Here is a 13961-nt window from a genome sequence, read left to right as displayed (position 1 = left end):
AGGTGTACATTTGGTTGCGTTGGCATAAAGCGTTTGAGTCAAATTAACCCGTTACCTCACTATTCTGGATTGGAGAAGCGTGCATGAAAACCAGTGACAGGATACTACAAACCATTAAACGTGGTGGGGCGATCACGGCTAAACAGTTGGCCGATCAACTGGATATGACGACCATGGGCGCTCGTCAACATTTACAAAGCTTAGAGAATGAAGATTTACTGCGCTTTGAAGATGTTCGAGTCAAAATAGGGCGACCAACTCGTTATTGGTCACTTACGGCCAAAGGGCACGCACAGTTTTCCGATCACCATGGTGATCTTATTGTTCAATTGCTTGATTCAGTTGAAAGTGTTTATGGTCCATCAGGGGTTGAGCGCATCCTAAGTGATAGAGAACAGAAAACTTTTCACAACTATCGCGTACAGCTCGAACCTTTTGCTTCTTTACAAGAAAAATTGGCAAAGCTGGTGGCATTGCGAGAAGCTGATGGCTACATGGCGGAATTGTTGGTTACCGAGACCGGTTTCTTGATTATTGAAAACCATTGCCCGATATGTAAAGCGGCAAGCCGAACGCCGAGTCTTTGCCAATCAGAATTATCGATATTTCGTGAATTATTGAGTGGCTTAGGGGATGTCAAAAGAGTAGAGCATATTCTTCAACGACATGAACATGAATATGAACATGACGATCTACGTCCATATCTGCATCAAAACCAAGCGCAAAACCAAGACCAAAATAAAAACCCAGATCAAGCTCAAAAGAAAAGACAAAGACGCTGTGCCTATCAGGTGATACCTCGCATATAGCACTCGGCTTGTTAGCCAGTTTACCAGTCAGTTTGTTTGCCAGTGTTTCTGTCGATAGAGCGTGCTGATCGAATCTACCGATAAAGATGCTTGAGGTAATTGAGTTGATTGAAATGATTAAGTTGATAGATATGATGAGTGTCTTATTTTTGATACAGTAACCTGTTGCCTTACAGCAAAGCTTAATTCTCTCCTATGATCTTAACATCAACTTACTACATGTGTAGTGGTTGAATTGGTTAAGAGTTAGGAGTGATTATGCGTTTAGTTCCCCCACCATCAGCTAAATCAACTAGTCCGATGGCTGATATAGCCAACTCCTGTGATTCTGCTTTGCCATCATTTGATGAATTAAAAGCGTTAGCAGAGTCCGATCCTCAAGCCTTTGACCGATTCAAACAGCAAAAGTGCGAACAAGTGATCGCGTCAGCCTCAGAAGAGATGCAACCGAGGTTGAGAGCGCAGCAAAGTCATATCGATAGATTGGTCGGTCATTGTCGTAACCCTAATCATGTCAATATGGTGCTGATGCAAGAGTTGTGTAAGCAGTTTTCTAAGTTTCAACAGGCGCTTCAAGGGGATCATCCCCACTATCATACTTCGCGTTTATCTCCATCTTCTAGTTCAGCGACTTCTTCGTCATCTGGGCCTACCTCGGAATCTAGCGTCACTCATATTGATGAATGGCGTTAGCTGCCTTTATATGTTTTTTATACGGTTAATGGCACACCCTGTCAGTAGTACACAGTTGCGGTTGCGGTTGCAGTAGCTGTTTTAGTCGTGAACAGTTTCAGAAACACGCTGCTTCTGTAGTATATCGCTTTAGCGATCAGTCGTTTCAGCAGTAAACGTATTTAAATCAACTGATTTGCTGAAGATATTTACCACTCAATACATTTTAGCTCTCAATCCTGCTGTTTCGTGACTTTCTCGTTATTTCACCCTATGTTAAAATTCTCACCTTATGATTTTGTCATATTGTTGTCTCTAATATAGCTATGCCCCAATTGCTATACCTAAACAGCTATACACAAACACTTATAGATAGGCAAGTTAGAGTGACCAGTATGCGATTAACACTATTTAAGTTTCAAAAGGATTTCGTGTGAGCGAACAGCCATCGCAATTAAAACAAGAGCAAAATGCTCCACAAGTACCTCATGACTATCATGCTGGAAATCGTTATTTTGAAAATAGTAACTCAAGTGATGAAATCGATTTGAGAGAGCTGTTCAAGGCATTGTGGGACGGTAAGTTAATTATTATTGCTACGACTGTTGTGTTCGCGATAGCCGCGGTTGCTTATGCACTGACTGCGCAGCAGTGGTGGTCTTCTAGTGCTAAAGTGACTCAGCCACAAATTCAAGATATTGCTGCTTACCAGCAGCAAGTGAAACAGTTCCAACCAGTCTTCGATATCTATCAAGAAGATGGTACGGTTCTGGTGAGCGAAGAGTTGGATGACTTAATCGACCCTGAGATATTGTTCCAGCGTTTTATCGGTGAGTACAACTCAAGCAACAGTAAGCGTAAGTTCCTTGATGGTAGTGAAGAATTTCAGGTCTTTAAATCTCAGCTTGATCAAGATGCAGAAAACGCGGAAGACAGCAGTAAAGCCCTTTATGCTGCTTGGTTTCAGAAAATTACCGCATCGGCAGAAAATAGAACAGCTAACTCACCTTACAACTTGAATTTCCAGTCAACTACCAAACAAAGCAGTTTTGTGTTGTTAAGTGACTATTTGGATGGTATTGAACGTACCGCTAAAAATGATGCGTTTAACAACTTACAAGCGGTGATTAACTCAAAGCAAAACGAACTTGTGCAACAAAAAATGATTTTGGAATCACAAGCTCGTAACCGTTTAACCGTAGAAGCGGAGCGCACCCAATATGCCTTAGCTATTGCTAAAGCAGCAGGAGTTAATCAACCAATCCAAACTAACGCTAATAATGAGCTTTTTGCGATTGATATGGGTAGTAAAGCCCTTGAAGCAAAAGTGAAAGCATTAGAGTCAGTGAAAAACTTAAGTGTGATTGAGCCTCGCTTACAGCAAATTGATGCGAAGTTAGACATGCTGAACACGCTAAAAATCAATCGTGATGTTGAGTTCCAAACTTTCCGTTTTATTGAAAACGTAGAGCCACCAATTTCTCGTGATAAACCAAAACGCGCATTGATTGCAGTATTGGGTACGCTACTTGGTGGTATGTTGGGTGTCGCTATTGTGCTAGTGCGTTTTGCATTTAGAAAAGAGGACTAATCTAGCGAGCTATTCTGGTCAGTTAGTCGGAGCAGTGTGTCCGGTAAAGCCAGTAAACAAGCCGTTTAGTTAGTGATTCTTTAATGATTTAAGATAGGCCAAAAGTGATTTTGGCCTTTTTTATCCGCCTTTCCCCAGTTTTCGCTACTCCCTTCACAAAAAACCGTTCACTTCCCCTTGGGTTCTTGAGTAACACCCCTTATATATAAACAAATAACATAGCTTTGAATTGTGTCAGAGCCATTATCCCATTACATATGGAAATTATCAGGAGATACGTCCCATGAACATTCGTCCATTACATGACCGAGTTATTGTAGAGCGCCAAGAAGTTGAATCTAAGTCAGCAGGTGGTATCGTTCTTACTGGTTCTGCTGCGGAAAAATCAACTCGTGGCGTTATTCTAGCTGTTGGCAAAGGCCGCATCCTAGAAAACGGTACAGTGTTACCGCTGGACGTTAAAGTGGGTGACTCAGTAATTTTTGCTGAAGGTTACGGCACTAAAACTGAAAAAATCGACGGTAAAGAAGTGCTAATCATGTCTGAAAACGACATCATGGCTATTGTTGAGTAACTATTGAATAGTTTTTGCTCTTATTCTAAAACGAGTAAATAAAACCGAATTAAGAAAGGAAATTAAAGATGGCTGCTAAAGACGTAAAATTTGGTAATGACGCACGTATTAAAATGCTAGAAGGTGTCAACATTCTAGCAGACGCAGTAAAAGTAACATTAGGTCCTAAAGGCCGTAACGTTGTACTAGACAAATCATTTGGTTCACCAGTAATCACTAAAGATGGTGTTTCTGTTGCGCGTGAAATTGAATTGGAAGATAAATTCCAAAACATGGGCGCACAAATGGTGAAAGAAGTGGCATCTAAAGCGAATGATGCTGCGGGTGACGGTACAACAACAGCAACAGTACTTGCTCAAGCGATTATTGCAGAAGGCCTAAAAGCGGTTGCTGCTGGCATGAACCCAATGGATCTTAAGCGCGGTATCGATAAAGCCGTTGTTGCAGCAGTAGAGCAACTAAAAGAGCTTTCTGTAGAATGTAATGATACTAAAGCGATCGCTCAAGTAGGTACTATCTCTGCGAACTCTGATTCAACTGTGGGTAACATCATTGCTGAAGCGATGGAAAAAGTAGGTCGTGATGGTGTTATCACGGTTGAAGAAGGTCAAGCTCTACAAGATGAGTTAGACGTTGTTGAGGGTATGCAGTTCGATCGCGGTTACCTATCTCCTTACTTCATCAATAACCAAGAAGCGGGCTCAGTTGATCTAGAAAGCCCATTCGTATTGCTTGTTGATAAGAAAGTATCAAACATTCGTGAGTTGCTACCAACTCTAGAAGCGGTAGCAAAAGCATCTCGTCCACTACTTATCATCGCAGAAGATGTTGAAGGTGAAGCGCTTGCAACTCTTGTTGTGAACAACATGCGCGGCATCGTTAAAGTGGCAGCAGTAAAAGCACCTGGTTTTGGAGATCGTCGTAAAGCTATGCTTCAAGACATCGCTATCCTAACTGGCGGTACTGTGATTTCTGAAGAGATCGGTCTAGACCTAGAAAAAGTGACACTTGAAGATCTTGGTCAAGCGAAACGCATTGCGATCACTAAAGAAAACACCACTATCATCGATGGTGCTGGTGAAGAAGTGATGATCCAAGGTCGCGTTTCTCAAATTCGTCAACAAATCGAAGATGCAACTTCTGACTACGACAAAGAAAAACTGCAAGAGCGCGTAGCTAAATTGGCTGGTGGTGTTGCGGTTATCAAAGTTGGCGCAGCAACTGAAGTTGAGATGAAAGAGAAGAAAGACCGCGTTGAAGATGCTCTACACGCAACTCGCGCAGCGGTTGAAGAGGGTGTGGTTGCTGGTGGTGGCGTGGCTCTAATCCGTGCGGCTTCTAAAGTGGCTAACCTAACTGGCGACAACGAAGAGCAGAACGTGGGTATCCGCGTAGCACTACGTGCAATGGAAGCGCCTATCCGTCAAATCACTAAGAATGCGGGTGATGAAGAATCAGTCGTTGCGAACAACGTTCGTGCTGGCGAAGGTAACTACGGTTACAACGCAGCAACGGGTGAGTACGGCGACATGATCGAGATGGGTATTCTAGATCCAACTAAAGTAACACGTAGCGCACTTCAGTTCGCAGCATCAGTTGCTGGTCTAATGATCACAACAGAAGCAATGGTGACTGATAAGCCTCAGAAAGAAAGTGCTGGCATGCCTGATATGGGTGGCATGGGCGGTATGGGTGGCATGGGCGGTATGATGTGATCCGACTCATTCACCTCTGATTGAGATGAAAGCTAATAAGCCAAGGCATATGCCTTGGTTTTTTTATATCCGTCATCCAGCGATTAGCGAGTTCATTACCTGCTTGTTGCCCACCTCTTCAAGTTTCTAGGGTATATTTTTATCATTCTGCTAAAATGCGCTTCCCAATTTTACCGATGACCTTTGTGTGACCAGAATTATAAGTAATGAAATAAAAAAGATGATGGTGCTGACCAGCGTCTTATTACTATTTATAACCCTACTGGTGCTCGATTCTGCTGATGACTCCCTACTGGAATACCAGCAAGAGAAACAACGGGTTGAACAATCATTGAAGAGCTTAAGTCAGGTTCTTAAGTCATTGGACTATCATATTAGCGCACTTTATTCGCATAAAAACGAAGAGATTGTGCTATCCATTCATACCGAACTCGTTGGGCAAACATGCCGCTTTACTGGGCAAGACAATGGTTATGAGGGGGCTGACTTCGTATTTTCTGGTCCTAGCGAAATGTGTAACCTTGATTCCCCATTGTATGATGAGGCCAAGAAACGTCTTTTTATCGCGCCATCCATCTCTTATATCGTCAACAGCGTACGTTCAGTCTCGGCGATTTACTTTGTCTCGAAAGAGCACTTTGTTATCACCTCACCACAAGAAAATGCATTAAAAGTGGACGGGGATGTTTTTAAAGATGTGATTCAGAATCGCCCGTATTGGAATAACTCTCTTCCTAGTCATCCTGAATATCAAATAAACAGAGTGATTTATACGGGTGGATATCAAGATTACCTTAGCGACGAAGAGGTGGTGACCCTTTCTCGCTCGATTATTGTTGGTGATGATTTTAAAGGGGTATTGGCGATCGATATTCCGTTTAATGATCTGATCCGAGATAAAATTTCTGGTTACCATTTAACCCAACAGCAAGGTAATAATCATAACGACGTTTTCGGGTTTACATTCTCCGAACCGCTATTGGTGGATGACCAAGAAACTGGTTTATTCCTTACCGTCGATGAGCCAAAGCGAGTCCACATCGTTCATGCGTTGAAACATCAAAAAAACTATCTGATCATGGCTTCAATGCTCTATCTCTTTTCTCTGTTTGGGATTTGGTATCGCTACAGCGAAGCAACAAAGCGCCGTTTGAAGAGCTTGGCAATGCATGATCCGCTGTCCGGGCTGCTAAATCGTCGAGGGTTTGAAGATAAACTTAAAGACAGCAACAAATCCCCATTTATTGGTATTGGCGTCTTTGATATTGATGACTTTAAGCTTATCAATGACCGCTTTGGTCATGAAATTGGTGATGAAGTGATTTGCCATGTCGCTCACTTGATCGCAAATAGTATTCGTCAAACGGATACCGTGGCTCGTTTTGGCGGTGAAGAGTTTGTTGTCGCGGTGGCAGGGGAATCTGAAAGCCATCTTGCTTTGATTCTTGAACGAGTTCAGCGAGATCTCAGTCTACAAGCAATTCATTTATCTACTGATGAAAAGATTCATGTGACGCTTTCTGGTGGAGCCTGCATTTATGCGACCGATGACTATGGAAATCATATTGAAGTTTGGCGAGAAAAGGGTATTCGACAAGCGGATAAGCTGCTTTATCATGCCAAAAAATCCGGTAAGAATCGGGTCAGTATTGTCTATTAGACCTGTTATTTATTAGAACAGGTATTTACTAGAGCTATTGTTTCTTAGAGCACTTGTTTACTAGAGCTACTGTTTATAGCAATAGCTAGTCTACTAGAATCGCTGTTTACTGGAGTCGCGGTTTAAATCAACTGATCAAAAAAGGATGGCAGAGCCATCCTTCTTTCACAATTAGATGTGAATCATCCAATTACATAATAATATCGCGAACTTCAGGGTCTTTACGATCTAAGTAATGCGTCGATTTGATGCGGCGAATCGTACGGCATCGACCACGAATCAGTAGTGTTTCAGTGGTTGCGATATTGCCTTGGCGAGAGATACCCTCAAGTAGGTCACCTTTAGTAATACCTGTCGCAGAGAAGATAACATTGTCGCTGCGTGCCATATCTTCCATGGTTAATACCACATTAGCTTGAACGCCCATCTCTTGGCAGCGTTTAAGTTCAGCCGCACCATAAATGCGGTTTTCTTCGCTATCGCCTTTCACTTCGTGACGAGGAAGAAGTCGACCATGCATATCACCATCAAGTGCACGGATAACGGCAGCAGAAACCACACCCTCTGGTGCGCCGCCAATACAGTACATCACATCAACTTCACTATCTGGCATACAAGTTAGGATTGAAGCAGCAACATCACCATCAGGCACAGCAAAGACACGTACGCCCATCGCTTGCATTTCAGCGATCATTTTATCATGACGAGGTTTAGCAAGCGTGGTCACTACAAGCGTATCGAGAGTTTTACCCAGCGCTTTCGCGATAGCTTCTAGGTTTTCAGTGAGAGGCTTGTTTAGGTCAATACAGCCTTTCGCACCAGGGCCAACGACCAATTTTTCCATGTACATATCAGGTGCTTTCAAAAAGCTACCTTTCTCACCAGCGGCAAGAACAGCCAGTGCGTTTGATTGACCCATGGCGGTCATACGTGTCCCTTCGATAGGATCGACAGCGATATCGACTGCATCACCACCTAGACCGACGACTTCGCCGATGTAGAGCATTGGTGCATCATCAATTTCACCTTCACCAATAACAATTTCACCGCTAATTTCGGTTTTATTTAAAAGCGTACGCATGACTTCTACAGCAGCACCGTCAGCGGCATTTTTATCGCCACGGCCAAGCCATTTGTAGCCTGCCAGTGCAGCGCCTTCAGTTACTCGAGAAAAGGCCATTGCTAAATCGCGTTTCATGATGACTCCAAATCAAAAGGACGAAAGAGAATTTTCGCCGAGGATTCTAACATATCAAAAAGGAAAACGTTTGCTCTTTCGTTGTTTGCTCGACAGAATTGGGTGAATTCGAGGGTCAGATTTGCGTTGAGATAAGCGATTTGGCAAGGTAAGTTAGCCCAAGGTCAATATGTGACGGTTTTTTAATCGAATGGCGCAAAATATCAAATATAGGGCGTGTTTATCCATTGCGGGCTGAGTAGAATGAGGGTTACTTGCACTATCACCTCAACCGAACAATACAAAGGTAGGCTTAGATGTCTTTTGAAATACTTGAAAAACTAGAAGCAAAAATCCAAACAGCTGTAGATACTATTTCACTGCTACAAATGGAAGTTGAAGAGCTTAAAGAAGAAAAAGAACAATTGTCTGTAGAAGCATCAGAGCTTCGTGCAAGCCGTGAAGAGCTAGAGCAGAAGTCACAACAAATGCAAGAAGAGCATTCTGCATGGCAAGAGCGTATTCGCAACTTGTTAGGTAAGATGGACGAAGTAGAATAAATTCCCCGTCCTAATTGAAACTGCAGCGTTGTTGACGGCACTTACTCACCCTAATCACATAGCGAGTCTATGCTCATAGGGATTCGTTCGTTTGTCGCCTAGCTGCAGCTCCAATTAGTTAGGGTAAGCTACTTAGTTAGGGTAAGCCAGTTATTGCCGAAACTACAGCTCCAATAGCTTTACGTGTGTTCTTCTAACTAAAAGTTGAGTCATCGGCGTAGTGCTCTGAGTCATGTGAAAAAAGCTGACGTTATGTCAGCTTTTTTGATCTTCCCATTTTTATCCTATCATCTTCCCACTAGACGTTTGGGCGAATACCTAGGGTATGGCACAGTGCGTAGGTCATTTCAGCACGATTAAGAGTGTAGAAGTGGAAATCTTTCACCCCTTCACGACTGAGTACTCGCACCATATCGATTGCTTGGCTAGCACCAACTAATTGGCGCGTTGTTGGGTCGTCGTCTAACCCCTCAAACTGCTTGGCCATCCAACCAGGGACTCTGACATTATTTTGCGCGGCAAAGCGAGATGCTTGCTTGAAATTTGAGACGGGAAGAATGCCTGGAACGATTTCCACATCAATACCAGCTGCGACGCAGCGGTCTCGAAAGCGTAAGTAAGATTCCACATCAAAAAAGAACTGAGTGATCGCTCGGTTTGCTCCTGCATCCACTTTTCGTTTTAGATTCAAAAGATCCGCTTGAGCACTTTTGGCTTCAGGGTGAACTTCAGGGAATGCCGCGACCGAAATATCAAAATCATGGCGTGATTTGAGTAGCTCAACTAAGTCTGACGCATACATGTCAGGCGCACCGCCACCCGGTGGGATATCGCCACGCAAAGCGACAATACTTTCGATGCCATTTGACCAATAGTCATCAGCGATTTGAATTAGTTCTTCGCGTGAAGCGTCGATACAAGTTAAGTGAGGCGCGGCGACTAGACCGGTACCGGTTTTGATTTCTTTAATGATGGAGTGAGTTCGGTCACGTTCGCCAGAATTAGCGCCGTAGGTGACGGAAACAAATTTAGGATTAAGAGTTTTTAAGCGATGAACAGAGTTCCATAGGGTCTTTTCCATTTTCTCGCTGCTTGGTGGAAAAAACTCAAAAGAAACATTGATGTTGTCTGATAGCTCGGCGATGTTTTGATTTAAAGCATCGATATGGCTCGCGTGTGTATAACCCATTTCACTCTCCCTGTCGCGCTCAGTACTCCGAGTGCACATTATCCTTTAATAACGAATTCCTTTACGTCTGAATCCTTTCTGACGTTTGGACGTCTATATGTCCACAGAATGAATTGAATATGATTTAATGTCAACAATGTGATTATGAATTTTACTCATGTTTGTAATTAAACTTTTTCAAGTTTAACAATTGTTAACAGGGTTGAACCCGTTCTGAGCCTCATTCATCAATTTTCTATGCTCCATATAATGGAGAAAAAAAAGCACATCTAAAGATGCGCTTTCTATAATTCGGTTATTGAGCTCGCTACAACAAGCTCGAGAGTAAATTAAGGTCTGACTGAATCGCCCCTGCGGTGACTTCTCGTCCGGCACCCGGACCACGGATCACCAGAGGGTTATCTTTGTACCATCGACTTTCAATGGCAAAAATGTTGTCACACGGCAGTAGGTTTGCCAGAGCATGTTCTTTCTGTAGCGCTTCCACACCTACGGTCGCTTGACCATTTTTCTCTAGCCTTGCCACATAGCGTAATACTTTATCTTCACGCTGGGCCTTTTCGAGGCGCTCCGCTAATAAAGTGCTGAGTACTTGGCTGTTATCGAGAAAATCATCTAAAGAGAGTGACGCCAGTTCTTCTGGCACCAAGCTTTCGACTTTCACTGATTCTGGTTCAATATCGAGGCCTGATTCACGGGCGAGAATCACTAACTTTCTCATCACATCGGAACCATCGAGATCATGACGTGGGTCTGGCTCTGTTAGCCCCTGTTGCCAAGCAAGATCAACCAATTCAGCGAAAGGTATCGAGCCATCATATTGCTGGAATAACCACGATAGAGTGCCAGAGAATATTCCCGACAATGCAATGATCTCATCACCACTTTCTCGCAGGTCTCGAACCGTATGGTTTATGGGTAACCCTGCGCCAACAGTGGCGTTATATAGCCAATGTCGGTTAATTTTGGCAAACGAATCTTGCACTTGGTGGTAGTACTCACTCGAAGAGGAGCCAGCTACTTTATTGGCTGAGATTAGATGTAAACCTTGTTCCGCAATATCGAGGTAGCTTTTCGCCAGTTCAGGGCTGGCTGTTACATCTAATACGACAGCTTCATCAAAGCCTTGAATTGCACCGAGTCTTTGAATCCACTCATTATCTTTATGTTGTTGCGCTTCATTATCGAACTGCGCGACAGCACTTGCTGCATCAATGCCATTGGCATCAAACCAATAGTGGTTGCTATCAATGACAGCCACTAACTCGAAATTCATTCCGTAGCGTTTTTCTAGTTCACCTTTTTGTCCTGTGAAGAGATCTAGCCATCGTGAGCCAATATTCCCTTTGCCACATAGAGCAACCGCGATACGTTTCTGTGCCTGGAACAGTTGACTGTGAATGCCAGTAACTAGGGTCTGGGTGTTGGTTCGGCGAAGAACAGCGGTCAAACTTAACCCAGATTGGGATTCAGAAATAAATTCAACTGGGGATGATTTAAGTTGTTGGTAAAAGCCATAGCAGTGATGAGCATTTTTGGTGACACCAGCCCCAACAGCGGCGACTAATGAATACCCCTCTTTGAGCTTAATTTCGGCATCGATGGCGGCTTCTTGCAAGTAGCCTAATGCGCCATTAGCAATTTCCGCGGTGTAAGCTAAACGCAAACAGTGTTGATCGCTTTGTACTTCGTACGTGAGTGGTTCAAGTTGAGCTCGCTTAAGACGCTCTAGGACATCTTGTTCAAGGCGATGAAAATCATGCCCAGAAGTAAAATTAATTTGAATCAGCAAAATGTCATCAAGTGACGATATTATTTTTGCTCCGCGTCCTGAAGCAAGAACGCGTTCAATGCGTGTAGAGCCTGATTCCGGTTGGTAGCTACAGCGAAGGTGTAGATCCATCGCACTTTGGGCAACGGGCTGTAAAGTGCGGCTATGCAATACTGGAGCAGCGAGGCGAGCAAGTTCACTGACTTCATCTAGGCGCAGCAGTGGTAATAAGCAGGCATCGGAAACTAGGCGAGGGTCCGCGCTGTATACCCCAGCCACATCGCTCCAAATCGTTACACGTTCTACTTCCGCTAATGCGCCGATAATTGTCGCAGAGTAATCCGAGCCATTTCGGCCTAGTAATACCGTATTTCCTAATGAGTCTTGTGCCATAAAGCCGGTGATGACAATGCGATGCAAAGAGTGCTGGGCCAAGATTTCCTTTAATAATGGATAAGAGGCTCCGCGATCCACTTCTGGTTGCGTGGCATATTCAGCGCGCAAGAAAGAGCGAGCATCGAGGTTAATCGCAGCAAGCTGTTGTTGATTAAGCAAGCTAGCGAGTAGGCGAGCTGACCAAACTTCACCATGGCCTAATACTTGTGCTTTTTGTGCTTGAGTCAATGGGGCGGTGAGCTCTCCAAGTGCACGAATTTCATCAGAGAGTTGCTCAAGTAATTGTTGCTGTTCATGGTCAATAAGTAGTGCTTCGATAAGATCAGATTGGTATTGACGAATCGCTTGCAGTGCTTCATGGGCCAAGCGGCCATCTTTGTCTAAGCCCTCAAGAAACTCAATCAGATGATTGGTCGTTTTCCCTGCTGCTGAAACAACCACGAGATCGTCAGGTGAGGAATATTCTTTAAGAATGTGGGCGACTCGACGATAACATTCGGGATCCGCTAAGCTGCTACCACCAAATTTATGCAGTTGGCGTTCAATCGACATTTAGCATTGCTCCTGATTTGAGTGAATAACTTGGGCGAAAGCTTGGTTTAAATCGGCAATGAGGTCATCGGTGTCTTCTAAACCTACTGAAATGCGCAGTAGTTGCTGAGAAACACCAGCCTCTTCGAGCGCAACTTCTCCCATTGCTCTGTGAGTCATCGATGCTGGGTGACAAATTAGACTTTCTACACCACCGAGTGATTCCGCTAAAGAGAATAGCTTTAACGCGCTAACAAACTGCTTTAGTTGTTCAAAGCTACCAGTAAACTCAAAGCTCAACATGGCGCCAAATCCCGATTGTTGTTTTTTAGCAATCTCGTGGCCCGGGTGCTCAGGTAAGCTTGGGTGGTAAATCGTTCCAACTAATGGTTGCTCGATGAGGTAGTTGAGCAGAGTGCCTGCGCTCTCTTCATGAATTTTCATTCTTGCGCCGAGAGTACGAATACCGCGTAGGGTCATGTAGCTATCAAATGGTGTTCCCGTTGCGCCAATACAGTTGCCCCACCAAGATAACTCCTCGGTATGTTGCTCTATTTTGGTAATAATCACCCCACCAATCACATCGGAATGGCCGTTGATGTACTTTGTTGTTGAGTGGATGACAAAGTCAGCACCAAGCTCTAAAGGCTTTTGGAACACAGGTGTCAAAAAGGTATTATCGACGGCAACCAGAGCACCCACTTCTTTCGCTTGTCGGCAAATCTGTTCAATATCGACGACTCGCACTAAAGGATTAGATGGTGTTTCGATAAGAATTAATTTGGGTTTGTGGGAGAGTGCTTCAGCGAGAGCGTCAGGGTTGGATTGATCGACAAAGAAAACTTTAAAATCACCTTTTTGCGCCCTAGTATTAAATAAGCGGTAGGTTCCGCCATAGCAATCATGAGGGGCAATGATGATGTCGGTTGGCCCTAAAAATGCAGTAGCCCAAAGGTTAATTGCGGATGTACCACAGTTGGTGACCACAGCACCGTGACCAGACTCAAGTTCAGACAAAGCATTTTCGAGTAAACCGCGATTTGGATTACCAGAACGAGTATAATCGTACTTTGGAACCTCCCCAAAAGCAGGGAATCCATAGTTAGTTGAAAGGTAAATCGGAGGGACGACCGCGTGAAATTGGGTATCTGACTCAATGCCGGTACGTACTGCGATTGTTGCGGGCTTGTGGACGCTCATAGATGTATCCTTCCTAACTATGGTAACTGGTCGAGTATTTTTTTATCGAGAGTATTTTCTTATTGCGTGTATCGTTCACTCTTACTCAAGCGAGTGATTGGATAGCAAACTCAGCC

The 13961-nt window shown here is 43.9% G+C and carries 10 protein-coding genes and 1 pseudogene; 7 read left to right on the top strand and 4 right to left on the bottom strand.

What is annotated here, in order from left to right:
- Window positions 1-83: 83 nt before the first annotated feature.
- The 6 genes and pseudogenes from DZ860_RS08095 to DZ860_RS08070 form a co-directional block, all read left to right on the top strand.
- Window positions 84-659 (top strand): annotated as a pseudogene (locus tag DZ860_RS08095) (helix-turn-helix transcriptional regulator); the annotation flags it as partial.
- Between the two features lie 450 nt (window positions 660-1109).
- Complete coding sequence (locus tag DZ860_RS08090) at window positions 1110-1502, top strand: DUF3135 domain-containing protein (protein ID WP_120030529.1); 393 nt, start codon at window positions 1110-1112, stop codon at window positions 1500-1502.
- Window positions 1503-1914: 412 nt separating this feature from the next.
- A complete protein-coding gene (locus DZ860_RS08085; RefSeq protein WP_120030424.1) occupies window positions 1915-3072 on the top strand; it encodes an LPS O-antigen chain length determinant protein WzzB in 1158 nt (385 codons plus the stop codon).
- A 283-nt stretch (window positions 3073-3355) separates the two neighbouring features.
- The gene (locus tag DZ860_RS08080; RefSeq protein WP_120030423.1) at window positions 3356-3646 is read left to right on the top strand and encodes a co-chaperone GroES; all 291 of its coding nucleotides are present in this window, start codon (window positions 3356-3358) and stop codon (window positions 3644-3646) included.
- A gap of 68 nt (window positions 3647-3714) precedes the next feature.
- Window positions 3715-5361 carry a chaperonin GroEL gene (gene groL / locus DZ860_RS08075; RefSeq protein WP_120030422.1) on the top strand — a complete coding sequence of 549 codons (1647 nt, stop codon included), beginning with the start codon at window positions 3715-3717 and terminating at the stop codon, window positions 5359-5361.
- 187 nt (window positions 5362-5548) lie between these two features.
- Complete coding sequence (locus DZ860_RS08070; protein ID WP_133305439.1) at window positions 5549-7021, top strand: sensor domain-containing diguanylate cyclase; 1473 nt, start codon at window positions 5549-5551, stop codon at window positions 7019-7021.
- 190 nt (window positions 7022-7211) lie between these two features.
- On the opposite strand, the gene glpX is transcribed toward DZ860_RS08070, so the two are convergent.
- Complete coding sequence (gene glpX / locus DZ860_RS08065; RefSeq protein ID WP_120030420.1) at window positions 7212-8219, bottom strand: class II fructose-bisphosphatase; 1008 nt, start codon at window positions 8217-8219, stop codon at window positions 7212-7214.
- Window positions 8220-8515: 296 nt separating this feature from the next.
- On the opposite strand from glpX, the gene zapB reads away from it, so the two are divergent.
- Entirely contained in the window at window positions 8516-8758 is a 243-nt protein-coding gene (zapB, locus tag DZ860_RS08060; protein ID WP_120030419.1) for a cell division protein ZapB, read from the top strand.
- A 298-nt stretch (window positions 8759-9056) separates the two neighbouring features.
- On the opposite strand, the gene metF is transcribed toward zapB, so the two are convergent.
- The 3 genes from metF to DZ860_RS08045 all read right to left on the bottom strand — a co-directional run bounded on the left by metF (window position 9057) and on the right by DZ860_RS08045 (window position 13845).
- The gene (gene metF / locus DZ860_RS08055; RefSeq protein ID WP_120030418.1) at window positions 9057-9947 is read right to left on the bottom strand and encodes a methylenetetrahydrofolate reductase; all 891 of its coding nucleotides are present in this window, start codon (window positions 9945-9947) and stop codon (window positions 9057-9059) included.
- A 307-nt stretch (window positions 9948-10254) separates the two neighbouring features.
- On the bottom strand, window positions 10255-12666 hold the full coding sequence (locus DZ860_RS08050; protein WP_120030417.1) for a bifunctional aspartate kinase/homoserine dehydrogenase II: 2412 nt from the start codon (window positions 12664-12666) through the stop codon (window positions 10255-10257).
- Window positions 12667-13845, bottom strand: a complete 1179-nt coding sequence (locus DZ860_RS08045; protein ID WP_120030416.1) for an O-succinylhomoserine (thiol)-lyase — start codon at window positions 13843-13845, stop codon at window positions 12667-12669.
- Window positions 13846-13961 lie beyond the last annotated feature (116 nt).

Source organism: Vibrio sinensis (assembly GCF_003605645.1).
Taxonomy (GTDB): domain Bacteria; phylum Pseudomonadota; class Gammaproteobacteria; order Enterobacterales; family Vibrionaceae; genus Vibrio; species Vibrio sinensis.
The sequence above is the reverse complement of the archived record's forward strand: the minus strand, read 5'-3'. Positions and strand labels throughout refer to the sequence as shown.